Source organism: Pseudomonas sp. RHF3.3-3, from assembly GCF_048069595.1.
Lineage (GTDB): Bacteria > Pseudomonadota > Gammaproteobacteria > Pseudomonadales > Pseudomonadaceae > Aquipseudomonas > Aquipseudomonas fuscovaginae_B.
In genome coordinates this window covers 3,987,473-4,010,231 of the sequence record NZ_CP182250.1, presented here as the reverse complement: position 1 = coordinate 4,010,231, position 22,759 = coordinate 3,987,473, and the positions used below count along the sequence as shown (strand labels likewise).

Annotated in this window: 23 protein-coding genes; 11 read left to right on the top strand and 12 right to left on the bottom strand. The window is 63.1% G+C overall.

The window, feature by feature from the left end:
• Positions 1–8 precede the first annotated feature (8 nt).
• Together ACMGT0_RS17675 and ACMGT0_RS17670 are read left to right on the top strand one after the other, a co-directional pair.
• Positions 9–905, top strand: a complete 897-nt coding sequence (locus ACMGT0_RS17675) for an oxidoreductase (protein WP_416769077.1) — start codon at positions 9–11, stop codon at positions 903–905.
• Between the two features lie 114 nt (positions 906–1,019).
• Positions 1,020–2,132, top strand: a complete 1,113-nt coding sequence (locus ACMGT0_RS17670) for a hypothetical protein (RefSeq protein ID WP_416769076.1) — start codon at positions 1,020–1,022, stop codon at positions 2,130–2,132.
• Positions 2,133–2,327: 195 nt separating this feature from the next.
• Here ACMGT0_RS17670 and ACMGT0_RS17665 read toward each other — a convergent pair whose 3' ends face one another.
• A complete protein-coding gene (locus ACMGT0_RS17665; protein ID WP_239688016.1) occupies positions 2,328–2,540 on the bottom strand; it encodes a protein L in 213 nt (70 codons plus the stop codon).
• A 330-nt stretch (positions 2,541–2,870) separates the two neighbouring features.
• Here ACMGT0_RS17665 and ACMGT0_RS17660 point away from each other — a divergent pair, with 330 nt between their 5' ends.
• Genes ACMGT0_RS17660 through ACMGT0_RS17620 form a run of 9 tightly spaced genes read left to right on the top strand, consistent with a single transcriptional unit; the run spans position 2,871 to position 11,509 of the window.
• Positions 2,871–4,085 (top strand): methyl-accepting chemotaxis protein, encoded by a 1,215-nt coding sequence (locus tag ACMGT0_RS17660; RefSeq protein WP_054059317.1) that lies wholly within the window; start codon positions 2,871–2,873, stop codon positions 4,083–4,085.
• A 9-nt stretch (positions 4,086–4,094) separates the two neighbouring features.
• A complete protein-coding gene (locus ACMGT0_RS17655; RefSeq protein WP_017905089.1) occupies positions 4,095–4,463 on the top strand; it encodes a response regulator in 369 nt (122 codons plus the stop codon).
• A gap of 24 nt (positions 4,464–4,487) precedes the next feature.
• The gene (locus tag ACMGT0_RS17650; protein WP_054059319.1) at positions 4,488–4,775 is read left to right on the top strand and encodes an STAS domain-containing protein; all 288 of its coding nucleotides are present in this window, start codon (positions 4,488–4,490) and stop codon (positions 4,773–4,775) included.
• A 41-nt stretch (positions 4,776–4,816) separates the two neighbouring features.
• On the top strand, positions 4,817–6,856 hold the full coding sequence (locus tag ACMGT0_RS17645) for a chemotaxis protein CheA (protein ID WP_273822974.1): 2,040 nt from the start codon (positions 4,817–4,819) through the stop codon (positions 6,854–6,856).
• A gap of 29 nt (positions 6,857–6,885) precedes the next feature.
• Positions 6,886–8,541, top strand: coding sequence for a methyl-accepting chemotaxis protein (locus ACMGT0_RS17640; RefSeq protein WP_054059321.1), 1,656 nt, complete (start codon positions 6,886–6,888; stop codon positions 8,539–8,541).
• 35 nt (positions 8,542–8,576) lie between these two features.
• Positions 8,577–9,116, top strand: coding sequence for a chemotaxis protein CheW (locus ACMGT0_RS17635; protein ID WP_054059322.1), 540 nt, complete (start codon positions 8,577–8,579; stop codon positions 9,114–9,116).
• Between the two features lie 9 nt (positions 9,117–9,125).
• Complete coding sequence (locus tag ACMGT0_RS17630; RefSeq protein WP_054059323.1) at positions 9,126–9,935, top strand: CheR family methyltransferase; 810 nt, start codon at positions 9,126–9,128, stop codon at positions 9,933–9,935.
• On the top strand, positions 9,932–10,423 hold the full coding sequence (gene cheD / locus ACMGT0_RS17625; protein ID WP_054062467.1) for a chemoreceptor glutamine deamidase CheD: 492 nt from the start codon (positions 9,932–9,934) through the stop codon (positions 10,421–10,423). The genes ACMGT0_RS17630 and cheD overlap by 4 nt, the downstream gene beginning before the upstream one ends.
• Before the next feature lie 3 nt (positions 10,424–10,426).
• Entirely contained in the window at positions 10,427–11,509 is a 1,083-nt protein-coding gene (locus ACMGT0_RS17620; RefSeq protein ID WP_054059325.1) for a protein-glutamate methylesterase/protein-glutamine glutaminase, read from the top strand.
• A gap of 92 nt (positions 11,510–11,601) precedes the next feature.
• Here ACMGT0_RS17620 and ACMGT0_RS17615 read toward each other — a convergent pair whose 3' ends face one another.
• The 11 genes from ACMGT0_RS17615 to ACMGT0_RS17565 form a co-directional block, all read right to left on the bottom strand.
• Positions 11,602–12,681, bottom strand: a complete 1,080-nt coding sequence (locus ACMGT0_RS17615) for a protein-glutamate methylesterase/protein-glutamine glutaminase (RefSeq protein WP_054062468.1) — start codon at positions 12,679–12,681, stop codon at positions 11,602–11,604.
• A complete protein-coding gene (locus tag ACMGT0_RS17610; protein WP_054059327.1) occupies positions 12,678–13,187 on the bottom strand; it encodes a chemotaxis protein CheD in 510 nt (169 codons plus the stop codon). The genes ACMGT0_RS17615 and ACMGT0_RS17610 overlap by 4 nt, the downstream gene beginning before the upstream one ends.
• Positions 13,180–13,989: a CheR family methyltransferase gene (locus tag ACMGT0_RS17605; protein WP_054059328.1), complete on the bottom strand. Its 810-nt coding sequence runs from the start codon at positions 13,987–13,989 to the stop codon at positions 13,180–13,182. The genes ACMGT0_RS17610 and ACMGT0_RS17605 overlap by 8 nt, the downstream gene beginning before the upstream one ends.
• A 13-nt stretch (positions 13,990–14,002) precedes the next feature.
• Positions 14,003–14,536, bottom strand: coding sequence for a chemotaxis protein CheW (locus ACMGT0_RS17600; protein ID WP_054059329.1), 534 nt, complete (start codon positions 14,534–14,536; stop codon positions 14,003–14,005).
• Positions 14,537–14,591: 55 nt separating this feature from the next.
• Positions 14,592–16,229: a methyl-accepting chemotaxis protein gene (locus ACMGT0_RS17595; RefSeq protein ID WP_416769075.1), complete on the bottom strand. Its 1,638-nt coding sequence runs from the start codon at positions 16,227–16,229 to the stop codon at positions 14,592–14,594.
• 29 nt (positions 16,230–16,258) lie between these two features.
• Positions 16,259–16,780 (bottom strand): chemotaxis protein CheW, encoded by a 522-nt coding sequence (locus tag ACMGT0_RS17590; protein ID WP_054059126.1) that lies wholly within the window; start codon positions 16,778–16,780, stop codon positions 16,259–16,261.
• Between the two features lie 3 nt (positions 16,781–16,783).
• On the bottom strand, positions 16,784–18,643 hold the full coding sequence (locus ACMGT0_RS17585) for a methyl-accepting chemotaxis protein (RefSeq protein WP_416773506.1): 1,860 nt from the start codon (positions 18,641–18,643) through the stop codon (positions 16,784–16,786).
• Positions 18,644–18,735: 92 nt separating this feature from the next.
• On the bottom strand, positions 18,736–20,898 hold the full coding sequence (locus ACMGT0_RS17580; RefSeq protein ID WP_054058753.1) for a chemotaxis protein CheA: 2,163 nt from the start codon (positions 20,896–20,898) through the stop codon (positions 18,736–18,738).
• Complete coding sequence (locus ACMGT0_RS17575; RefSeq protein WP_054058752.1) at positions 20,898–21,203, bottom strand: STAS domain-containing protein; 306 nt, start codon at positions 21,201–21,203, stop codon at positions 20,898–20,900. Before ACMGT0_RS17575 ends, ACMGT0_RS17580 begins: the two co-directional genes overlap by 1 nt.
• Before the next feature lie 13 nt (positions 21,204–21,216).
• On the bottom strand, positions 21,217–21,585 hold the full coding sequence (locus tag ACMGT0_RS17570) for a response regulator (RefSeq protein ID WP_054058751.1): 369 nt from the start codon (positions 21,583–21,585) through the stop codon (positions 21,217–21,219).
• Between the two features lie 9 nt (positions 21,586–21,594).
• A complete protein-coding gene (locus ACMGT0_RS17565) occupies positions 21,595–22,359 on the bottom strand; it encodes a methyl-accepting chemotaxis protein (RefSeq protein WP_416773504.1) in 765 nt (254 codons plus the stop codon).
• Positions 22,360–22,759 lie beyond the last annotated feature (400 nt).

Below are 22,759 nucleotides of genomic sequence, written 5' to 3'. Positions count from 1 at the left end.
GCGTTTCAATGAGCCCCACCATCAAAACAACCGTCGCTGTCCTGGGGCCGGGTGCGATCGGCACCACGATCGCCGCAGCGCTGCATGAAGTCGGCCGGACGCCTTTGCTGTGTGGACGTACGCCCCGCGACAGCCTGACGCTGCACGATGGCGATCGACTGATCGTCGTGCCCGGCCCGGTGCAGACGGATCCCGCGCCGATGGATCGACCGGTCGACCTGGTGTTTCTCGCGGTCAAGGCGACTCAAACCGCGGCGGCTGCACAATGGCTGGCGGCGTTGAGTGGTCCGCAAACCGTCGTATGTGTCCTGCAGAATGGGATCGAGCAGTTGGAGAGCGTCACCCCGCATTGCCCGCAGGCGCGCGTCGTTCCCGCGGTGGTGTGGTTCCCGGCCCAGGCGCAAGCCGATGGTTCGGTACGCTTGCGTGGCGACGTGCACATCAGCCTGCCAGACGCATCGGCCTCCCACGGGGTGGCGCAGGTACTGCAAGGCACCCGATGCTCGGTGGATCTGGCCCCGGATTTCAAGGCTCTGGCGTGGCGCAAACTGATGCAGAACGCGGCGGCCGGCCTCATGGCGCTCACGCACCGTCGTTTGGGCATGTTCAGCCGGCCCGACATGGCCAGGCTCGCCCTGGACTATCTGCAGGAGTGTCTGGCCGTGGCACGCGCCGAGGGTGCCGAACTGGGCGATGAGGTGCCACAGGCCATCCTCGAGAAGTTTCAGGCAGCTCCCGCCGACATGAGCACCTCCATCCTGACGGATCGCGAAGCGGGTCGGCCACTCGAATGGGATATCCGCAACGGTGTCATTGCGCGTCGCGGCCGGGCTCTCGGTGTTCCGACGCCCATCAGCGATGTCCTGGTGCCGCTTCTCGCCGCCGCAAGCGAGGGCCCTGGCTGATCCAGCGGCGCGGGCTGATCGCCGATAATGCTGCCGCCCTTTGACCAGGCGGCAGATTTTTATCCCGGAGTGTGAATCAATAGCCCCCCTCACAGACCAGTAAAGGTGATAGGAATGTTTGACTTCAGCCTGCTCGGGAAGAGCCGATTCGTGCGGCCTGGACCCTTGTGCCTGTTAGCGGTCTTGACGCTGCATGCTTCTTTCTCAAGTGCCCATGCAGTGGATACGCAGCCCGCTCTGGCCGATTCAGGCGCGACCAAAGACGGCTCCACAATGAACGACATTCCACCGCGCCTCCAGTGGACAGCGAACTATGGCTATTGCGGCGAGACAGCATTCATCAGCGCCGGGCTCTACTATGGCCAGTACGTTTCCCAGTTCGATACTCGTGCAATTGCCAGCCCGAATATCAACCAATCGAAACGGGGTAGCCAGCTCCTGTTGGGCGTGAATGATGGGGCCACCGCCGCTCAGATGCGCTTGAAGTCTGTCGAGTGGGACAGCGTTACCACGCCGAACGCCAATGAATTCCTGGCATGGATCAAGGGTAATGTGCTGTCGGGCTATCCGGTCATCATGGGCGTTTACGAAAATCTTTCCAAATTCGACGTCTCCGGAGATGAACGGGCAGGTGATGATGAGTACGACCATATCGTGCCCGTCATCGGTGTTTCGTCCACAGGGCCAGCCAACCAGTCGGCTACCTACCAGGCAGATGACATCATTACGTTCAGCGATAATGGCCTTTGGTCGCCTGACGGACCGCCGGCCTATCTTTATCGCTTCAAATTCGGCGCCTTTCAGGCGAGCCGCCAGGAGGCCAATAATGAAAATCGACCGGTGTATTCCTTGCCTCGCGGCGGAAAAAACTATGCTGTGGCCATTACCGGAATCATCGACCGGGACGGGCAGACTCTGCCGGTTCGTCTGACCACCGACGTGAACGAAGAAAGGCCCGTGATGGACGCCGGTTCGAACACCCGCCCTGCATCGGCGAGGGTCAACCTGACCGTCACGGTGTCGGGGCTCACCCCTGGCGTGACGTACACCCTGTACCGCTACGACAGCTTCGACAAGGTGCCCGACGCAGGTTTTAACAAACGAGCGTCCATGGCGGACAAACAGTGGAAAATCAACACCAAGACGGGGTCGACCTACGTGTTGAACGAAACAATACGTTCCGATCAGGTAGCTGTATATCGAGCTGTTCCAGTTACGGCTCCATGAGCCATCTATGCAGCACGGGCAAAGCGCACGCCGGCTCCAAAGTCAGCGTCGTGCTCAGGGGGGCGACCATCCAGACGACATTTGTGGCTGACAGCGGAAATCCACTGGTGAAGAACCCGGCCGGCCTGCCGATGCCTCCCGGTGGGCGCTCTGCTCAAGCATGCTGCCTGGCCACGGGCCGTAGCAGCCACCAGGCTAGTGGGCGGTCTTGACCACCAGGCGCCAGTGCACGCCCACCTTCTGGTCCGAGTGCCGGTGCTGGTTCCGGGGAGGGAAGTGGTCACCCTTGCGGGCGCTCAGTTCCTTGCCGCATCCGGTGCAGAGATAGATGCCGGAGACCGGGACCGCAGCGTCGAATTCGTAGCTCAGATTCCACTCGTCCGAGTCACCCAGAAGTGCCATGGCCATCTTTCGATCCCTCATATGATGATGTCTGACTGCACAACGCTACTACCGCCTGGCTCAGGCCGGTTACTGGCATTTTGTCCATGCTGGATGCCCTGACAGGGCGTTCCACAGGTCGGCTACCGGCTGCGGGACAACCGCGTCAGTACAAGGTTTTCAAGGACTTGGCCGTGGCGGCCACGAGGTTCGCTTCCGTGCCCCGGAGCAGTCGGTCGTGCTGTCCAATGGCCATAAACCAGACGGAAGGTACAGGGAAAAGGCTAAAGTGGAGGCATATCTCGCAGATAACTTCTATGTTGTCTGCATCGGCAGTGATATTCAAGGATCGAACTCATGACCCCACCTCAGTCCAGCCTTGGTTCCGTTTCTGGTCATCCGCGTTTTCGCTGGTTCGCGTTCATCCCGGTGATACCTGCCGTTATCTGGATTCTCCTGCAATCAACGTCCCCGGCCAACCTGGCGGCCTGCGCGGTGCTGGTGCTGATCGGTTTGGGGGCCTGCGCCTGGAGTGCCGGCTCGGTGCGCGAGGTGCTGCGTCGTTCCACTGCGCGGGGCCTGGCGGAGCAGGGCAGTAAAAATGCAGAGCAAGACCTCATGGCTTCGCGGGCGAAGCTGGATGAGGTGTTGCTGGGGGCCATGCCGATCTGGGCCAAGCAGGTGGAAAGTTCGCGCCTGCAGACAGAGGAGGCGATTGTCAGCCTGGTCAATCGGTTCAGTGGTATCGCCACGCGCCTGGAGGAAACGGTACAAGCCTCGCAGCAGGCGGCTGGCGAACTCGATGGCCAGGCCGCCGACGGCGCGCTCAAGGTACTGGCCCGCAGCGACAGCGAACTGAGCCAGGTGATCGATTCGCTCAAGGCCACCCAGACCAGCCGGGACCAGATGCTCGGCCAGGTGCGGGGGCTTACCGCCTATACCGGCGAATTGCGCACCATGGCCGCCGATGTCGCGGCGATTGCCGCGCAAACCAACCTGCTGGCCCTCAATGCCGCGATCGAGGCGGCCCGTGCCGGTGAGGCCGGCCGCGGTTTTGCGGTGGTGGCCGATGCGGTGCGCAACCTGTCGAGCAAGTCGAGCGAGACCGGCCAGCAGATGTCGGCCAAGGTCGATATCATCAATAACGCCATCACCCAATTGGTGGAGGCTGCTTCCAGCAGCGCCGACCAGGACAGCCATTCGGTGGGTGAGTCCGAACAGAGCATCCAGCTGGTACTCGAACGCTTCCAGAACATCACCGGGCGCCTGGCCGACTCCGCCGACCTGCTCAAGCAGGAAAGCTACGGGATTCGCGACGAGTTGACCGATGTGCTGGTCAACCTGCAATTCCAGGACCGGGTCAGCCAGATCCTCAGCCACGTGCGCGACAACATCAGTGCCTTGCACGATCACCTGCAGCAGGTCAGCCAGGCGCCGGAACGGGCCGAGGCCATCGACGTGCGGCAGTGGCTGGCGAGCATGGAGTCCACCTACGCCACCGACGAACAGCGGCGCACGCATCATGGTGCGGTCGCCACTCAGCAGACTTCACAAGACATTACCTTCTTTTAGGAGCCCATCATGGCGAAGAACGTATTAGTGGTCGACGATTCCAGCAGTGTGCGGCAGGTGGTTGGAATCGCCCTGAAAGGCGCCGGTTACGACGTGATCGAGGCGAGCGATGGCAAGGACGCGCTGAGCAAGCTCACCGGGCAGAAGGTGCACCTGATCATCAGTGACGTGAACATGCCGAACATGGACGGCATCACCTTCGTCAAGGAGGTGAAGAAACTGGCCAACTACAAGTTCACGCCTATCATCATGCTGACCACGGAGTCGCAGGAATCGAAGAAGGCCGAAGGCCAGGCCGCCGGTGCCAAGGCCTGGGTGGTCAAGCCGTTCCAGCCGGCGCAGATGCTGGCGGCGGTTTCCAAACTGATCCTGCCCTGACACTCCGATCGTGAGGAGGCTGCCATGTCCGTCACCCATGAAATCGTCGACGATACAGCTCGTGTCGGCATCGAAGGCGAGCTGACGATCTACACGGTCGCCGAGCTGGCGTCTGTGCTGTTGCCGAAGATTGGCGCGGCGCCGCGCCTGGAGCTGGACCTGTCGCAGGTCACCGAAATGGACGGTGCCGGGTTGCAGTTGCTGGCGGTAATAGAGCGTGAAGCCGGCCTCGGCGGTACGGCCCTGAGCCTGACCGGCAAGAGCCAGACGGTCATGCAAACGCTTCAACTCTGTCGCCGCAGCGCCTTGTAGCCGGCGCCGCGACCGTTTATCGATCGACAAGGAACGTCCAGGTGAGCATCAATCTCGATCAGGCACAGCAGACTTTCATCGTGGAGGCGCGTGAACTGTTGCAGACCATGGAGCAATCCCTGCTGCAACTGGAAAGCGAGCCTGGCGATCAGGATGCCATTGGCGCGATTTTCCGCGCGGCGCACACCATCAAGGGCTCTGCCGGCCTGTTCGGCCTCACGCCAATCGTCAGCTTCACCCATATCGTCGAGGATGTGCTCGATCGCCTGCGCGATGACAGTGTGGCCGTGGACGCCGCGCTGATCGCGCTGCTGCTCAAGTGCGGCGACCATATGCTTGAGTTGATCGAGGTGGTCGCCAACCGCGGCGAGGCGCTCGAACCGGCGGCGCTGGAGCGGGAAGCGGCCTTGCGGGCGGCGCTGAGTGTCTACCAGGCGCCTGCCGAGGCCGTCGAGCACGTTGAAGTCGCTGCAGCCGAAGCGGATGCGGGCACCCACGACGAGGTGCCCTGGCACATCTCCTTGCGCTTCGGCGTGGACGTGTTCCGTAATGGCATGGACCCCCTGTCGTTCCTGCGCTACCTCGATACCCTGGGACGGATGACCCAGGTGACCACCCTGACCGATGGCATCCCGGCCCTGGAAAGCTGGGATCCGGAGAGCTGCTACCTAGGTTTCGAGATCGACCTTTACTCCACCGCCGCCAGTCATGCCACCCTCAATGAAGTGTTCGACTTCGTGCGTGACGAGTGCGAAGTGCGCATCTTCATGGTTGATGAGGCCCCCGGGGATCCTGTTGGCAGGGATGTCGCGCTGTCTGAGCCGCAAGCCGCGCTTGCCGTCCCCCAGCGCCTGCCGGCGGCCAGTAAATCCAAACCCCTGGATGGCAACTATGTGCGGGTCAATGCCGACAAGCTCGACGAGTTGATCAGCCTGGTCGGCGAGCTGGTGATCGCCAGCGCCGGCGCCAGCCTGCTGGCCCGCTCCTGCAACAACGATCCGTTGCAGGAGGCCACTTCGAGCGTGTCGGGGCTGGTGGAGGAAATCCTCGATGGCGCGCTGCACCTGCGCATGATTCCGATCGGCGACACGTTCAACCGCTTCCGGCGCGTGGTACGCGACGTCAGCCAGGAACTGGGCAAGGACATCGAGCTGATCATCAACGGTGCGGAAACCGAGCTGGACAAGACGGTGGTGGAGAAAATCGGCGATCCGCTGATGCACCTGCTGCGCAATGCCATGGACCACGGTATCGAAAGCGCCGAAGCCCGGCGTGCGGCCGGCAAGCCGAGCAAGGGCCACCTGAGCCTCAATGCCTATCACGACTCGGGGAGCATCGTCATCGAAATCGCCGACGACGGCGCCGGCCTGAACCGCGAGCGCATCCTGGCAAAGGCCCAGGAGCGTGGGCTGGTCGCCAGCGGTGCGGTGCTCACCGACCAGGAAATCTACAACCTGATCTTCGAGGCCGGCTTCTCCACCGCCGAGGCGGTGACCAACCTGTCCGGGCGCGGCGTGGGCATGGATGTGGTCAAGCGCAATATCACCCTGCTGCGGGGCACCGTCGACCTGGACAGTCGTCCTGGCGAGGGGACCGTGGTGCGCATTCGCCTGCCGCTGACCCTGGCGATCATCAATGGCTTCCTGGTGGGCCTGGACCACGCGACCTACGTGATCCCCCTGGACATGGTCCAGGAATGCGTCGAGCTGGATGAGCACCAGCGCCAATCCAGCCGCAGGCAGGGCTATCTGGACCTGCGTGGCGAGGTGTTGCCCCTGGTGGACCTGCGCGAACACTTCAGGCACGAGGGGCCAGCCGCCCGGCGGCAGAACGTGGTGGTGGTGCGCTATGCCGAACACAAGGCCGGCCTGGTGGTGGACGAGTTGCTCGGTGAGTTCCAGATCGTGATCAAACCCCTGGGCAAGCTGTTTGGCGCACTGCGTGGTATCAGCGGCTCGACCATCCTGGGCAGCGGTGCGGTGGCCCTGATTCTGGATATACCGGCCTTGCTCAGCCAGATCGTACAACTGGAAGCCCGTACGGCCCAGGCACCTTTGTCGTCTCCTGTCGTTGGTCGCTGAAGTCTTTGCATTTCCATGGAGGTTCCCCGATGAAATGGTTCTACAATCTGAAAATTTCAATCAAGCTGATCAGCTCTTTCCTGGTGGTCCTGGCGCTGACCGCAGCCATGGGAGCCTTCGCCATCGTCCAACTGGGCAGCGTCAACCAGGCGGCCCAGGACATCCGGGGCAACTGGATGCCCTCCATGCGTGCCGCGGCAGGCATGCGCTTTTATGCGGCCAACTACCGGCTTAAGGAAAACCGCCACATCTCCACTGAGGTGGCCGAGGAAAAGGCCCAGGCGGAACGCGAAGCCGCCGAGGCGCGCCAGCAGTTCGAAACCAGGCTCGACACCTACGAGAAACTGGTCTCGAACGACGAGGACCGTCAGCTTCTCGATAGCGTCAAGAGCGCCTGGGCCACTTACCTGGCGGGCAGTCAGAAAGTGTTCGAGCTGTCCCGACAGAATGAGGAGGCTCAGGCCCGTGGCGTGCTGCGCGGCGAGTCCAAGGTGCATTTTGACGAGGTGACGGGGCGCCTGGAGAAAATGATCCTGCTCAACGACGCCGGCGCCACATCGGCGGGTGACAAGGGGGCGGCGTTGTACGAAAGCTCACGCCTGTCGATCGTTGCGGCCCTGATCGTGGCGCTGGTGGTCGGCCTGGGGCTGGCCCTGTTCATCGCCCGGATCATCTCGCGTCCGTTGCGCCATGCCGCGGCTGTCGCCGAGCATCTGGCCCAGGGCAACCTCAACGCCCATATCGAACCGGGCGCCAAGGACGAGACCGGCATGGTACTCAATGCCATGCGCAACATGGTCGGCAAACTGGCGCATATCATCGGCGACGTACGCAACGCGGCCGACAACCTGGCCAGCGCTTCGGAGCAGGTCAGCGCCACCGCGCAATCGATGAGCCAGGCCACCAGCGAACAGGCGGCCAGCGTCGAGGAAACCAGTGCCTCGGTGGAGCAGATGAGTGCCAGCATCAACCAGAACACCGAGAACGCCAAGGTCACCGATGGCATGGCCAGCAAGGCTGCCAAGGAAGCCACCGAGGGCGGCGAGTCGGTGCAGCAGACCGTGGTGGCGATGAAGAAGATCGCTCAGCGCATCAGCATCATCGATGACATCGCCTACCAGACCAATCTGCTTGCCCTCAATGCCGCCATCGAGGCCGCACGGGCCGGCGAGCATGGCAAGGGCTTCGCGGTGGTGGCTGCCGAGGTGCGCAAGCTGGCCGAGCGCAGCCAGGTGGCCGCCCAGGAGATCGGTGAGCTGTCCTCCAGCAGCGTGGACATGGCCGAGAAGGCCGGCAAGCTGCTCGATGAAATGGTGCCGTCGATCACCAAGACCTCCGACCTGGTGCAGGAAATCAGCGCCGCCTCCGAGGAACAGGCCGCCGGTGTCTCGCAGATCAACATGGCGATGACCCAGCTCAACCAGGTCACCCAGCAGAACGCCTCGAGCAGCGAGGAGTTGGCCGCCACCGCGGAAGAAATGAGCAGCCAGGCCGAGCAGTTGCAGCAGGCCATGAGCTTCTTCGTGCTCGATTCCACCGCCAGGGCCGCTCAGGTTCGCAGCCCCGACAACCCCGGCCACGTGTCCGACCGCCAGGCTACGCGGCCAGTGGCGCAGGCACCGCGCAAGGCGTTCGCCCACAACATGGCCGAAGCCTTGGACGAATCGGAGTTCACCCGCTTCTGATCGCAGGATCGAGGCCGGCTCAAAGGGAGAATGACATGGGCGCTGTAATGACCACCCGCCACACTGCGATCGCGACAGACGAGGATGCGCAATACCTGACCTTCATACTCGGCGGCGAGATGTTCGCCCTCGGCATTCTGGGCATCAAGGAAATCATCGAGTACGGCAGCCTCACCGTGGTGCCGATGATGCCCGCCTTTGTGCGCGGCGTGATCAACCTGCGCGGTGCCGTGGTGCCGGTGGTGGACCTGTCGGCCCGCTTTGGCCGGGAAACCTCGACGATCACCCGGCGTTCCTGTGTGATCATCATCGAGGCCCGGAGCGAGGAGGGTGAGCCCCAGGACATCGGGTTGCTGGTGGACACCGTCTCCGCGGTGCAGGACATACCGGCCGACCAGATCGAACCGCCACCCAGCTTCGGTGCGCGGATTCGCGCCGATTTCATCAGCGGCATGGCCAAGGTCGACGGCAAGTTCGTGATCGTGCTGGCGGTGGACAAGGTGTTGTCGATTGACGAGATGTCCAGCCTCGCCGAGGTCGCCCAGGCACCGGGGCTCGACCTGGACGCGCGTTAAGGTTCGAACATGTCAGACACCGCTTCTCTGGATGATCGTGAGTTCGGCCAGTTCCAATCCTGGTTGTACCGCGCGGCCGGTATCAATCTGTCGGTCGCCAAGAAGGCCCTGGTGGCCGGACGCCTGTTCAAACGCCTCAAGCATTTCGAACTGGAGACTTACGGCGAGTACTTCAGGCTGATCATGAGCGATCAGAATATGGGGGAGCGGCAGGTCGCGCTGGATCTGCTGACCACCAATGAAACCTATTTTTTCCGCGAACCCAAGCACTTCGACTTCCTGCGTCAACAGGTCCTGCCCAAGGCCGCGCCAGGCAAGGTGTTTCGCGTGTGGAGCGCGGCCAGCTCCTCCGGCGAGGAACCCTACAGCCTGGCCATGACCCTGGCCGAACATCTGGGGACCACGCCCTGGGAGGTGGTCGGCTCGGACATCAGCACCCAGGTACTGGCTCGGGCGCGCACCGGGCATTATCCCATGGAGCGCGCTGGCACCTTGCCCACGCCGCTGCTGACCAAGTACTGCCTCAAGGGTGTTGGCCGCCAGGAGGGCACCTTCCTGATCGACAAGGCCCTGCGCAACCGGGTCAATTTTGTCCAGGTCAACCTCAATGAAAGCCTGCCCGAGCTTGGTGAGTTCGAGGTGATTTTCCTGCGTAACGTCATGATCTATTTTGACCAGAAGACCAAGAGCCAAGTGGTGGCCCGCCTGCTGCCGCGCCTGAAGTCCGGTGGTTACTTCATCATCAGCCATTCGGAAAGCCTCCACGGCGTGAATGACACGCTCAAGCTGGTGGCTCCGTCGATTTATCGCAAACCATGAAAAAGCCCGTAGATGTGAGTGAAGTGATATTGGCGCCAGGGCAGGTCAGCTTTGCCTCCCGGGCGACGCGCCTGCGTACCTTGCTGGGATCGTGCGTGGCGTTCACGTTCTGGCACCCGCAACGGCTGATCGGCGGCATGTGCCATTTCATGCTGCCGGCACGCTTGCGCCGCGGCCAGTGTCTGGACGGCCGCTATGCCGACGAGGCGGTCGAGCTGCTGTTGCGGCACGCGCGCGCCCACGGCACCACGCCGCAGGATTACCAGGTCAAGCTGTTCGGCGGTGGCGAGATGTTCCCCGAGCAGCGCCGCGCCGTGTCGACGCAGGACGTGGCCCGTCTGAACATCCGCGCGGCGCTGGACCTGGCCGAGCAGCATCGGTTGCACCTGGCTGCCCAGGACATGGGCAGTACCGGCTACCGCACGATTGTATTCGACCTGTGGAACGGCAACGTCTGGGTCCGGCATCAACCAATGGGAACCCTCTAGAACATGCCTAACAGAAAAATCAGCGTGTTGCTGGTCGATGATTCGGCCGTGGTGCGCCAGGTGCTGCTGACGATCCTCAACGACACGCCGGATATCCAGGTCATGGGGGCCGCCTCCGATCCGATTTTCGCCATGGACAAGCTCGCCCGGGAATGGCCGGACGTGATCGTGCTGGACGTGGAGATGCCCCGCATGGACGGCATCACCTTCCTGCGCAAGATCATGAGCGAACGGCCGACGCCGGTGGTGATCTGCTCGTCCCTGACCCAGAAGGGCGCGGAAACCTCTCTGCAGGCGCTGTCGGCCGGCGCCGTGGAGATCATCACCAAGCCGACCACCGGGTTGAAGAACTTCCTGATCGACTCGGCGGCCGAGCTGGTCGGGGCGATTCGCGCGGCGGCCAATGCCAACGTCAGGAACCTGGGCAAACGCAGCGCCCCCGTAACGCCTGCGCCGGTGCCCGCCAGCAAACTCAGCGCGGACGCGATCCTGCCCGCGGCCACCGGCCATGCCATGGCACAGACCACCGAACGCATCGTCGCCATCGGCACTTCCACCGGCGGGACCCAGGCTCTGGAAACCGTACTGACGGCGTTGCCGCGGGTGTGCCCGGGGATGGTGGTGGTGCAGCACATGCCGGAGAAATTCACCGCCTCCTTCGCCGAGCGCCTCAACAGTCTGTGCCAGATCGAAGTCCGGGAAGCACGCAACAACGACCGCATCCTGCCCGGCCTGGCCCTGATCGCTCCGGGCGGTAAACACCTGATGGTGACCCGTAGCGGTGCCTTTTACCACGCCCAGGTCATCGACGGCCCCCTGGTCAACCGCCATCGTCCGTCGGTGGACGTGCTGTTTCGCTCCGTGGCCAAATTCGCCGGCAAGAACGCCACCGGCATCATCATGACCGGCATGGGCGACGATGGCGCGCGCGGCCTCAGGGAAATGCTCGACGCCGGCGCCACCACGGTGGCCCAGGACGAAGCCAGCTGCGTGGTGTTCGGGATGCCCAAGGAGGCGATCAAACTCAATGCCGCGCAGCGGATCATGGCGCTGCAGGACATTCACCAGGCGATTCTGCATAAGTGAATGGACGTGCTGCCAGTCGTGACGGATGGGGTGCCTCAACCCTCCTGACAGCTTTCAACCACCCTGGGGGGGGCTGGCGCCGAGCGTTGAACTCAGGGATGGTAGCCCTTGAGGATGTAGGCCGGGATTTGCTCCAGAGGAATCTCCCGGTGCACCGCATCCAGCTTGCGAGCCTCCTTGGGCATGCCATAGACCACGCAGGAAGCCTCGTCCTGACCGAGGGTGTAGGCACCGGCGTCGTACATTTCCCTGAGCCCGCGCGCGCCATCGTCGCCCATGCCGGTCATGATGATGCCGGTGGCATTGGCGCCGGCAGAACGGGCAACGGAGCGGAACAGGACATCGACTGAGGGTTTGTGCCGGGATACCGGAGGGCCGTCGACGATATCCACCACATACTGTGCGCCGCTTCGTTTGAGCAGCATGTGGCGGCCTCCGGGGGCGACCAGGGCGCGGCCGGGAATCACACGGTCACCGTGGCGCGCCTCGCGCACTTCGATCTGGCACAGACTGTTCAGGCGTGCCGCAAAGGCGGCGGTGAACTTCTCTGGCATGTGCTGGACGATAACGATACCGGCACAGACCCGCGGCAGGGCGGTCAGCACATATTCCAGGGCCTGGGTGCCACCGGTGGAGGTGCCCAGGGCGACGATGCGTTCGGTCGTGCGGATCATGGCCGCCGATCCACCCTCGGGCAGGATCGCGTCGGCTGTGAGTTTGGGGGGGACGGCGGCCGAGGTGTGCGCTGCCGTGCCGACCATTCGCCCCAGGCTCGCCTGGGACGCAGCCTTGATGGCATTCACCAGCTCTTCGGTGGCCTCGATCAGGAACTGGCGCAGGTTGCCCTGGGGCTTGGTGACGATGGCGACTGCGCCGGCCGCCAGGGCCTCGATGGTGGTGGCGGCGCCCTTTTCGGTCAGGGTCGAGCAGATCACCACCGGGGTTGGCCTTTCGACCATCAGCTTCTTCAGGAAGGAAATGCCGTCCATGCGCGGCATTTCCACATCCAGCACCAGCACGTCCGGCCAGTTCCGGTTCATCCGCTCCAGTGCGAACAGCGGGTCGGCGGCGGCACCGATCACCTCGATGCCATTGTGGCCTGACAGACTGGCGGTCAGTACCTGACGCACGACTGCTGAGTCGTCAACGATCATCACCTTGATGTTTTTCATGTTGAGCGGGCCTCGTCATGCCGACTGGCAACTTGTTGAGGATGGGGTTGGCGCAATGCGATGTTGCCGCTCCACACGTCGAAGATCAGGCTGCGGTAGCCTTCGCCACCCACATCGCGTGCGTGGCAGGTCAAGCCATGGGCGGCCAGCAGTACCAGGCCGGCTTCGATGTTTTTGCGCCCGATGTGCTGGCGGCTGCGGCTTTCCAGCATGTTGCCGCCGCCGAACAGGCTGATCCGGTAGTCCCTGGCGTGCGTGCCACTCATGCGCACTTCCTGCAGCAGTTGATGCAGGGCGACATCGGCGTAGCGACTATCCGGTTTCTGATTCGGATGGCTGCAGGTCGGCAGCAGGTAGTGGCACATCCCGCCCAGCAGCGCCGCGCGGTGCCAGAGCACAATGGAGACGCAAGAGCCCAGCAGTGTGCGCAAGCGGGTGTAGCGGTCGCCAAAATACAATTCGCCCGGCTGCAGGAACACCTCGATGATGCCCTTGGGCTTACGCATGGGACCTCCGGTAGATCGAAGGGCGTACCGACTGCAACTCATCGCAGATGCCGTTGAGGCTCTCCGAATGGCTGATCAGGAAGTAACCGCCCGGACGCAGGCGCGCGCACAGGCGCTGTACTACCTGGCGCTTGGTGTCGGCGTCGAAGTAGATCATCACGTTACGCAGGAAGATCACGTCGAATGTTCCGACTTCCGGCAGCGTGTGGTTTAGGTTGATCTGGCGGAACTGCACGCGCTGCTTCAGCGCCGGCTCCAGGGTGAACAGGCCGTCGTTGCGACCGGTGCCCTGCAGGCAGAAGCGCTGGCGCAGGTCGCTTGGAATGCCTTGGGCATCGTCCAGGGGGTAGAGACCGGCGCGGGCCTTGTCCAGGATGCGGGTGCTGATATCCGAGGCCAGGATTTCCCAGGGCCGGCTGCGAACGGTGTCGGCCAGCAGCAGGGCCAGGGTGTAGGGTTCTTCTCCGCTGGAGCAGGCCGCACTCCAGATACGCAGCGGACCGCTGCCACGCTGCAGCTCCGTGCCCAGTTTCTCGCGCAGAAAGTCGAAATGCCTGGGCTCGCGGAAGAAGTAGGTCTCGTTGGTGGTGAGCAGATCGACAGCCATTTGCAACTCGTCCTTGTCCTTCATCAACAACCGGTAGTAGTCGCCGTAGCTGCCCAGACCAAAGTGGCGCAGGCGCTTGCTCAGCCGACCGGCGATCAACTGGCGCTTGGCCTCGGACATGGCGATGCCGGCGATCTCGTGGATCATGGCGCGGAACTGGTGGAATTCGGGGTTGGAGAGGCTGAGTTCGGTCATGGCGGGCTCCTGGTCAGGCCGACAGCGGCATGTTGCCGGCCCGGCCGACCTCGACCAGTCCCTGCAGATCGTCCAGGGACAACACCCGGCCGATGTCCAGCATCACCACCAGGCGGCCGTCGAGCTTGGCCATGCCGTGGATGAAGTCGGTGCGGATGTGGGCGCCGAAGCTGGGAGCAGGCTCCATGTCCTGGGTATTGATCTCGATGACGGCATTGACCGCCTCGACAACGATACCCATCACCTGGCGCAGATCATCGCGTTCCACCTCCAGGATCACGATGCAACTGCGCCGGTTGAGGGTGGTCTGCCCGGCACCGAAGCGTTGGCGCAGATCCATGATAGGTACTACGCCGCCGCGCAGATTGATCACCCCGAGAACGCACGACGGCATCATGGGGACGGGGGTCAGGCTGGCGCACTCGATGATCTCGCGTACGCTACGGGTGCCGACGGCGAAGACTTCCTCGGCCAGGGTGAAGGTCAGGTACTGCTGGGGTGCATCCGGCAGGGCGGCGTCGCCGGAGCGGCTGAAGAAGCTGGACATGCTGCGCTCCTGGGGGCACGGGCGGGTGCCCCGGTCACGGGATCGAGGGGTTGAATCAGTGCTGGAAACGGACGAACCCGGCGGGTACGGCGTCATCGAACAGGTCGTCGTCACTGCTTTCCACGACGCGGCGGGGAGCCTTGCGTGCGATGCCGACCTTACCCTTGGCGCCGGCTTCATGGCTGGCCTTGCCCGAAGAGCCGACCTTGAAGAAATCCATCAACTGTTGCAGTTGTTCGGCCTGGCTGCTCATCTCCTCGGCGGTGGCAGCCAGTTCTTCGGAGGACGAGGCCGACTGCTGTGTGATCTCGCTCAACTGGCTCATGGCGGTATTGATCTGGCTGACACCGGTGGTCTGCTCTTCCGAGGCGGCGGCGATCTCCTGTACCAGGTCGGACGTCTTGGTGATCGAGGGCACCATCTGGTCCAGCAGAGTGCCGGCGCGCTCGGCCAGGGACACACTGCTCTTGGCCACTTCACTGATTTCCTGTGCGGCCACCTGGCTGCGTTCGGCCAGCTTGCGCACTTCGGCGGCGACTACGGCGAAGCCCTTGCCGTGTTCACCGGCACGGGCGGCCTCGATGGCGGCATTGAGGGCCAGCAGGTTGGTCTGGTAGGCGATGTCATCGACGATGCTGATCTTGTCGGCGATGGTCTTCATCGCCGAGACGGTGTCGCGTACGGCCTGGCCGCCCTCACTGGCTTCGCGGGCCGCCTTGCCGGCCATGCCGTCGGTGACCTTGGCGTTTTCGGTGTTCTGGGCGATGGAGGCGGACATCTGCTCCATCGAGGCACTGGTTTCCTCCACAGACGCGGCCTGTTCGGAGGCACCCTGGCTCATGCTCTGGGCGGTGGAGGAAATCTGCTCGGAGGCACTGCTCAGGGCGTCGGCGTTGCTGCGTACCTCACCGATGATCTGGCCGAGTTTCTGCGTCATGTCCCGGATAGCGGCCAGCATGCTGCTGGTGTCGCCGCTCTTGGTCTGGACGTTGACGGTGAGGTCGCCAGCAGCGACGCGGCTGACCACCTCGGCCGCATAGGCGGGTTCGCCACCGAGCTGGCGCAACAGGTTGCGGGTGATGAACCCGCCCAGCAGGGCAATGACCACCAGGGTGATGATCGACACGGTGATGGAGATCAGCGCGGCCTGGTGACGGGTGGCGTCGGCACGCAGGGCGGCATCTTCGGCCATCTTCACGTTGTAGTCGCGGTGTTTGTTGAGTATCTCGCGCAGTGGCTCAAGCACCTTCTGGGTCAGGTCGATCATGGCATCCCGCGCTTTTTCGTTCTGATTGGCGCGAGAGAGTACAAGTATGGCCTCTTCACCTTGGACCAGGTCGGCAATCGCCTTGCGGTCGGTGTTCAGCAGTTGTTGATCCTGCTCGTCGGCGACCAGTTGGGCATACTTGTCAACGGCTGCCTGGACGTCGCTTTTGGTGGACTTTATAGCGGTATCGATATCCGCCATGGCCTTGTCGTCAGTGGTGAGAATGTGGCTGTAGACCAGTTGAATCTCGGTATTCACCGCGTTACGCAATTTGTTCAAGGCCACGATACTCGGTACCGAGTTTTCGTTGCCGAAGTTGGCGGCGGTGAAGACCTGATTCATCTGCTGATAGGAAATCCCCGAGAGCAGGAGAATGCCGAGCAGGGCAGACATCACCAGGAGGATCATTTTCTTGCTGATAGTCATTTTCATAACTCCTGTGCGCATCTGCGCAATCAAATGAGAGACAGTCGGGAGGGATTGCGTTGGCCGGCCAGCGAGGCGATCTGATCGACGTTCAGCACCTGCTCCATGCGCAGCAGGGTGAGGAAGCGTTCGTCCACGCGGGCCAGGTCTTCGATGTATTCAGGGGGTACGCGGCTGCCGAAGGCCGGAGCCTGTCGCAGCCAATGCGGTTCGATCTCGGTGACGGCATTGACCGAGTTCACCAGGGCACCCATCAACTGGACCTCATGGCTGTCCTGTAACTCGACGATGACAATGCAGGTGCGTGATCCCAGTTCGGTATTGCCGAGGCCGAAGCGCTCGGCCAGGTCGATGATCGGTACCACGGCGCCCCGCAGGTTGATCACCCCGCGAACCAGCGGCGGCATCATCGGCACGGCGGTGATGGCGTGGAACTCGAGGATCTCCCGCACGTAGCGGGTGGCTACGCCGAACAGGTCACGACCCACCCTGAAGGTCAGGTACTGGCGCTGTTGTTCTTCGTTGGCGACCGGTGTCGGATCGATGCTCATGAGTCAGCTCCTGAAACGGACAAAACCGCTGTCCTGCTCGTCGATGTGAAGTGCCGGGGCGCTGCGGTAGGCTTGCGTCGAGGGCAGTTGCAGACGCGAGACATTTCCCAGGCTGACGGTGTCAGCCAGTTGAAAAAAACGCATCAGTTCCTGCAGGCTGTTCGATTGCACGGTCATTTCCTCGGATGTCGCTGCAAGTTCCTCCGAGGCGGCCGCATTCTGCTGGGTGATATCGCTGAGTTGAGTCATGGCGGCACTGATCTGGCTGACACCGGTGGTCTGCTCTTCCGAGGCGGCGGCGATCTCCTGTACCAGGTCGGACGTCTTGGTGATCGAGGGCACCATCTGGTCCAGCAGGGTGCCGGCGCGCTCGGCCAGGGACACACTGCTCTTGGCCACTTCACTGATTTCCTGTGCGGCCACCTGGCTGCGTTCGGCCAGCTTGCGCACTTCGGCGGCGACTACGGCGAAGCCCTTGCCGTGTTCACCGGCACGGGCGGCCTCGATGGCGGCATTGAGGGCCAGCAGGTTGGTCTGGTAGGCGATGTCATCGACGATGCTGATCTTGTCGGCGATGGTCTTCATCGCCGAGACGGTGTCGCGCACGGCCTGGCCGCCTTCACTGGCTTCGCGGGCCGCCTTGCCGGCCATGCCGTCGGTGACCTTGGCGTTTTCGGTGTTCTGGGCGATGGAGGCGGACATCTGCTCCATCGAGGCACTGGTTTCCTCGACCGAGGCGGCCTGACTCGACGCGGCCTGGCTCAGGCTTTGCGCGGTGGCGGAGATTTCCTCGGCGGCATTGCTGAGCATGCCGGTGGACTGGTGGACCTGACCGATGACGTCGGCCAGTTTGCGTACCGTCGCATTGAGCGACTGTTGCAGCTCGTCCAGATTTCCGTTGTAGCGGCCGTTCATGGTGCGTGTCAGATCGCCGCTGGCCATCCCTTCGATCACGCTCATGGCTTCGCGCAGCGGGGTGACGATGGCTTCCAGCGTATCGTTGATGCCGTTGACGATGCGGCGGAAGTCTCCTTCATGGCGATTGGCATCGGCGCGGGTGTCGAGGCGACCGTCCAGGGCGGCCTGGCTGAGCATCTGGGTGTCTTCGATCAAGGCCTGGATGTTGCGCCGCAAGGTCTCGATGCTGTCGTTGATAAAAGCCTTCTTGCCTGGGAACTGCTCCAGCGGTGCGGTCAGGTCCCCCTCGCTGAAGGCCTTGATGCAGGCCATCGCCTTTTTCTTCACGCTGATATGGCCTGCGACCATGTCGTTGATGCCCTGGGCAATTTCTCCATAGCTGCCCTGAAAGCGCGAGGCATCGATGACTACGTCGATGTCGCCCTTGTCGTGCTCGTCGGCCATGCGGCGCATTTCGCTCAGCAGGCTGGTGAGGTTGCCACGCAAGGTCTCCAGGTTGTCGTTGATGAAGGCTTTCTTGCCAGGGAAGGCCTCCAGGGGAGCGCCCAGGTTCCCTTGGGCGATCGAGAAGACGCAGGCCATGGCCTTTTTCTTCACGTCGATATGGCTCGCCACGAGCGCATTGATGCCTTGGGCCATTTCACCGTAGAGGCCTGGCAGGCGGGTGTTCAGGGTGACATCGATGTCACCGCGTGCGTGTTCTTCAAAAACGTGTTGCAGGTTCTGTGCAAGCCCCTCTATCTGAACGCTGAGCTGTTGCAGGGAGCCTCGCAGTGAGCCGGCGATGGCGGGTGTGGGCGGTGTGGGGCTGGTTTCTCCACGCACCAGTTGCTGACCCAACTCGACCAGTGCCTGGAGGTCACCGCCGAGCTGGTTCGCCAGGCTGCGTTGCAGTAGCCATCCCTGAAGAGCGATGGCAATGGCTGCCACGATGGCGATAGGCATTATCACGGCGGCTGCCAGGTTCGATGCCAGGGTCAGGGTCATCAAGGCGAAGAGAGCGGTCGCGGTCAAGGCCAGGATGCGAATGGTGATGTTCATGGTTGGCTACTCCATTGGGGAAGGGCAACGCCTGAGGCAGTGGGGCGAGCGGGCTGTGTGAATTGAGCGAGCAAGCCGGGGATATCCAGGATCAACGCCACGGCGCCGCTGCCCAGGATCGTGAAGCCGGAGAGGGCCGGGACCTGCCCGAACACCTTGCCCAGCGGCTTGATCACGGTCTGGAATTCGCCCAGCAGTTGATCCACCACCAGGCCGGCACGCACCCCGGCATAGCTGACGACCACCACGTTCTCCCGACGGGGGCGCGGGCTGGTTTCGTCGAAGAGGTTGCGCAGGCGGATGAAGGGCAGCACGTCACCGCGCAGGTCCAACTGATCGAGGTCGTCGAGGTCGACGCTGGGCAGTTCGATGCATTCCTCGACCATGTCCAGGGGGACCACGTAGCTGGAAGTGCCGACGCCGATCAGGAAGCCGTCGATGATCGCCAGGGTGAGCGGCAGGCGAATGCGCACGCGGGTGCCGACGCCCAATTGGCTGTCGAGTTCCACGGTGCCGCGCAAGGCGGTGATGTTGCGCTTGACCACGTCCATGCCGACGCCGCGGCCGGAGATGTTGCTGATCTGTTCGGCGGTCGAGAAGCCGGGCTCGAAGATCAGGTTGAAAATGTCCTTGTCCGGCAGTTGCTGGCCTTCGCTGACCAGGCCGCGCTGTATGGCCTTGGCGAGAATCTTCTGTGGGTTGAGGCCGCCACCATCGTCGCTCACTTCGATGACAATGCCCCCGGCCTCGTGATAGGCGTTCAGGCGCACCACGCCCTGCAGTGGTTTGTCGCTGGCCTGGCGTTGTTCGGCCGACTCGATGCCATGGTCCATGGCATTGCGCACCAGGTGGGTAAGCGGGTCGCCGATCTTCTCGACCACTGTCTTGTCCAGCTCGGTGTCCCCGCCGCTGATGTACAGGACGATGTCCTTGCTCAACTCCTTGGAGACGTCGCGCACCACCCGCTGGAAACGATTGAACGTGGTCCCGATCTGTACCATGCGCAGAGTCAGTGCGGAGTCACGCACTTCCTCCACCAGGCGCGAGAGCGTCTCGGCGGATTCGCTCATGCTCACCAGGCCGCTGCCCTGGGCGAGCATGCGGGTGTTGGCGCCCGCGATGATCAGCTCGCCCACCAGGTTGATCAGTTGGTCCAGCTTGCCGGCATCGACGCGTATCAGGTTGGCTTCACCGGAAGCACGCGTGGTTTCCTTGGCGGGCTTGCCCACGACGCTGCTGTCGCTAGGGTCGGCGCTGCCCGCTGCGTCGGGGACGGTGGCTTGCGTGGATTCGGTGGCTGGCGTGGCGCTTAGTTGGGCCAGCTCGGCCTCGCTGAGGGTGCCGCAACGCAACAGGCGCTGGCGCTGGGCATCGCCTTCGTCGAGTTGTTCGGCCAGCAGCTCGGCATAGCGGGCAAGCGAGTCGCCGGGGGCCAGTATGCGGATACGTCCGTCCTCACGGACAAAGTCGAAGGCGCCTTCGATCACCGCCCGGTCGGCCTCGCTGGCGAAGGCCACTTCCAGGCCCAGGTAGCAGGCTTCCGGGTCAAGCGCGTCGAGCACGGGCAGGTGATCGACTACCGGCTCGACGTGCCGCAGCTCACCAAAGGTGCGCAGGTAGCGAACGAAGGCTACCGGGTCCATCCCGTTGCGCAGGCTGTCGATACCAAAGCGCAGGGACAGGTGCCAGTGCCGGCTGGCAACCCCATCGCCGGATAGCGTCGCCGGCTCTACGGAGGCTGGAGCGGTGTGTGCGGCCGCCACGCCCAGGTACTGGCTGAGCCGTGCCACCAGTTCCGCTTCATGAAGGCACCTGTCTTGCGGCAGTTCGGTCAGATCGAGTCCCTCGGCAACATGGTCCACCAGGCCGGTGAGGTGGTCGCCCACCAGCAGCATCAGGGCACTGAGATCGGCGCTGAATGGCAGCTCGCCGGCGCGGACGCGGTCCAGGACGCTTTCGGCCACATGGGTGAAGGCGACGATGGAGTCAAAACCGAACAGCCCGGAGGAGCCCTTGATGGTATGGGCGGCACGGAAGATGGCGTTGATGAGTTCGGGGTCATCCGGGGACTGCTCGATCTGCAGCAACGCATCCTCCATTTGCAGCAGCAATTCCCGGCTTTCGGCGATGAAGGTGCCGATCACATTGTCGAGATTCATCAGTGCGCCCCTTCGACAGGGAGCAGGTCACGTAGCCCGCTCAGTTGCAAGATCTCGGTCATGGCCGCGCTGGCCCCTACGAGGCTGAGGCTGACCTGCTGGCGGCTGGCTTCCTTGCAGGTCGCCAGCAGCAGTTGCAGGCCGGCGCAATCGACTTCCTCGATGGCGCTGAGGTCCAGGTGCAGGTCGACGGCGCCCCGCAAGGCGTTGGCCAGCAGGAGCTTGGTGTCGGCAGCGGTATAGATCGTCAGTGCGCCGTCCAGGGCCAGGTGGCGACTGCCATCGGTGGTTTTGAGTGTGTTCATGGTGGTCTCCGGGTCAGGGCAGGATCAGCTTGGAAACGGCCGTCAGCATCTGCGCCGGCTGGAACGGTTTGACCACCCAGGCCTTGGCGCCTGCAGCCTGGCCTTCGGCCTTCCTGGCGTCGCCGGACTCGGTGGTGAGCATGATCACAGGGGTGAACTTGTAGGCCGCCAGTTGCTTGACGTTCTTCACAAACGTGATGCCGTCCATGTTCGGCATGTTCACGTCGCTGATGATCAGGTGCACTTTGCGCCCGTCGAGCTTGGTCAGCGCGTCCTTGCCGTCAACGCCTTCCAGCACTTCGTAGCCGGCGTTTTTCAGCGTCATGCCAACCACTTGGCGGATGGAGGCGGAGTCGTCGACGATCAGAATGGTCTTGGGCATGGCCTGTCCTCAGAAAAAAGTGATGTCGGAAGCGGAATCGGCCACGCCAGCACCGCTCTTGCGGCCGCTGTGGATGGCGTGCTGTTCGGGTGTGGTGTAGGTGCGAGAGAGTTCGTCGAGCCAGGAGCGGGCATCCACGTGGCGGGCCTCTTCCTCTTCCAGATGCAGGGCCAGGCGTCCGATGTCGTCGCGCATGTGGCCGAGCATCTGGCTGACACGGTCCTGGAACTGCAGTGCAACGAGCACCTCGCCGATCTCTTCTCCAACCGCGGCGTTGTCGTTGTGCAGGGCGTTGCCCTGTTCCACCAGGCGGTTGGCACTGGAGTGGAAGAGGGCGATCACCTGACGGATCTCCTGGCTGGCCTGCTCCAGAATGCCGGCATCACGGCTGGCATGTTCGTTGGAGAGCTGCAGGGCACGTTCGATGGCGTCGCTGACGGTCTCGATCGTGTCGGCAATTCGCTGGCCGGTTTCCTCGGAGAGGGTGGAAAGCTTGCGCACCTCGTCAGCGACCACGGAGAAGCCACGACCAGCCTCGCCGGCCCGTGCGGCTTCTATGGCGGCGTTGAGCGCCAGCAGGTTGGTCTGCTTGGCGACATCACCCACTTCCTTGGCCATCGTGCGCAGTTGGGCGGTGTAGCTGTTCAGCCGCTCCATTTCCTGCAGCGTGCGCTCCTTGCTGGAGAGCGCCAGGCGCAGTTGGCTGACGATGCCAGCGAGTTCCGCTTCACTCTGGGCGAGCAGATTTATCAGGGAGTCGCTGTCGGCTTGCATGCCGTTGGAGGCTGCGGCGCTGATGCGGCCGGCCAGGCGGGAGAAGCGTTCAGACAGCGCCTCAATGGCGGTCTGGGTCTGATGGCGGGCAGATTCGATCTGCGCCGACCAGATGGGCGCGATGCGGATGCACAGCTCCGCCAGTCCCCGGACATGCCGTTCGGCATCGACACAAGCGCTTTCGGCGAGCAGCTCGCTCTCGGCACGGCTCAGCCTGTGTTCGTAGGTGTTGCGGTAGCGGGCGAGGACGAAACCGAGCAGCAGAGTAGGCGCACCAGCCGCCAGGGCCCAGGCCGGAGAGGGAAACCGACTGGCCAGCCAGAACAGTACCGCGCAACCGAAACCGCAAAGGGCGATGGGGCGCCAGGAGGTACTGGAAGTTTGGTTTGGACTGGTCACT

Bases quoted from the DNA above. Each gene is read 5' to 3' on its own strand.
- ACMGT0_RS17610 (WP_054059327.1), bottom strand. From the start codon at position 13,187: ATGCGTAAGCCCAAGGGCATCATCGAGGTGTTCCTGCAGCCGGGCGAA.
- ACMGT0_RS17600 (WP_054059329.1), bottom strand. From the start codon at position 14,536: ATGTCCAGCTTCTTCAGCCGCTCCGGCGACGCCGCCCTGCCGGATGCA.
- ACMGT0_RS17580 (WP_054058753.1), bottom strand. From the start codon at position 20,898: ATGAATCTCGACAATGTGATCGGCACCTTCATCGCCGAAAGCCGGGAA.
- ACMGT0_RS17640 (WP_054059321.1), top strand. From the start codon at position 6,886: ATGAAATGGTTCTACAATCTGAAAATTTCAATCAAGCTGATCAGCTCT.
- ACMGT0_RS17635 (WP_054059322.1), top strand. From the start codon at position 8,577: ATGGGCGCTGTAATGACCACCCGCCACACTGCGATCGCGACAGACGAG.
- ACMGT0_RS17660 (WP_054059317.1), top strand. From the start codon at position 2,871: ATGACCCCACCTCAGTCCAGCCTTGGTTCCGTTTCTGGTCATCCGCGT.
- ACMGT0_RS17675 (WP_416769077.1), top strand. From the start codon at position 9: ATGAGCCCCACCATCAAAACAACCGTCGCTGTCCTGGGGCCGGGTGCG.
- ACMGT0_RS17670 (WP_416769076.1), top strand. From the start codon at position 1,020: ATGTTTGACTTCAGCCTGCTCGGGAAGAGCCGATTCGTGCGGCCTGGA.
- ACMGT0_RS17620 (WP_054059325.1), top strand. From the start codon at position 10,427: ATGCCTAACAGAAAAATCAGCGTGTTGCTGGTCGATGATTCGGCCGTG.
- ACMGT0_RS17590 (WP_054059126.1), bottom strand. From the start codon at position 16,780: ATGAGCATCGATCCGACACCGGTCGCCAACGAAGAACAACAGCGCCAG.
- ACMGT0_RS17650 (WP_054059319.1), top strand. From the start codon at position 4,488: ATGTCCGTCACCCATGAAATCGTCGACGATACAGCTCGTGTCGGCATC.
- ACMGT0_RS17565 (WP_416773504.1), bottom strand. From the start codon at position 22,359: ATGCAAGCCGACAGCGACTCCCTGATAAATCTGCTCGCCCAGAGTGAA.
- ACMGT0_RS17630 (WP_054059323.1), top strand. From the start codon at position 9,126: ATGTCAGACACCGCTTCTCTGGATGATCGTGAGTTCGGCCAGTTCCAA.
- ACMGT0_RS17585 (WP_416773506.1), bottom strand. From the start codon at position 18,643: ATGCCTATCGCCATCGTGGCAGCCATTGCCATCGCTCTTCAGGGATGG.
- ACMGT0_RS17615 (WP_054062468.1), bottom strand. From the start codon at position 12,681: ATGAAAAACATCAAGGTGATGATCGTTGACGACTCAGCAGTCGTGCGT.
- ACMGT0_RS17665 (WP_239688016.1), bottom strand. From the start codon at position 2,540: ATGGCCATGGCACTTCTGGGTGACTCGGACGAGTGGAATCTGAGCTAC.
- ACMGT0_RS17595 (WP_416769075.1), bottom strand. From the start codon at position 16,229: ATGACTATCAGCAAGAAAATGATCCTCCTGGTGATGTCTGCCCTGCTC.
- ACMGT0_RS17575 (WP_054058752.1), bottom strand. From the start codon at position 21,203: ATGAACACACTCAAAACCACCGATGGCAGTCGCCACCTGGCCCTGGAC.
- ACMGT0_RS17605 (WP_054059328.1), bottom strand. From the start codon at position 13,989: ATGACCGAACTCAGCCTCTCCAACCCCGAATTCCACCAGTTCCGCGCC.
- ACMGT0_RS17570 (WP_054058751.1), bottom strand. From the start codon at position 21,585: ATGCCCAAGACCATTCTGATCGTCGACGACTCCGCCTCCATCCGCCAA.
- cheD (WP_054062467.1), top strand. From the start codon at position 9,932: ATGAAAAAGCCCGTAGATGTGAGTGAAGTGATATTGGCGCCAGGGCAG.
- ACMGT0_RS17655 (WP_017905089.1), top strand. From the start codon at position 4,095: ATGGCGAAGAACGTATTAGTGGTCGACGATTCCAGCAGTGTGCGGCAG.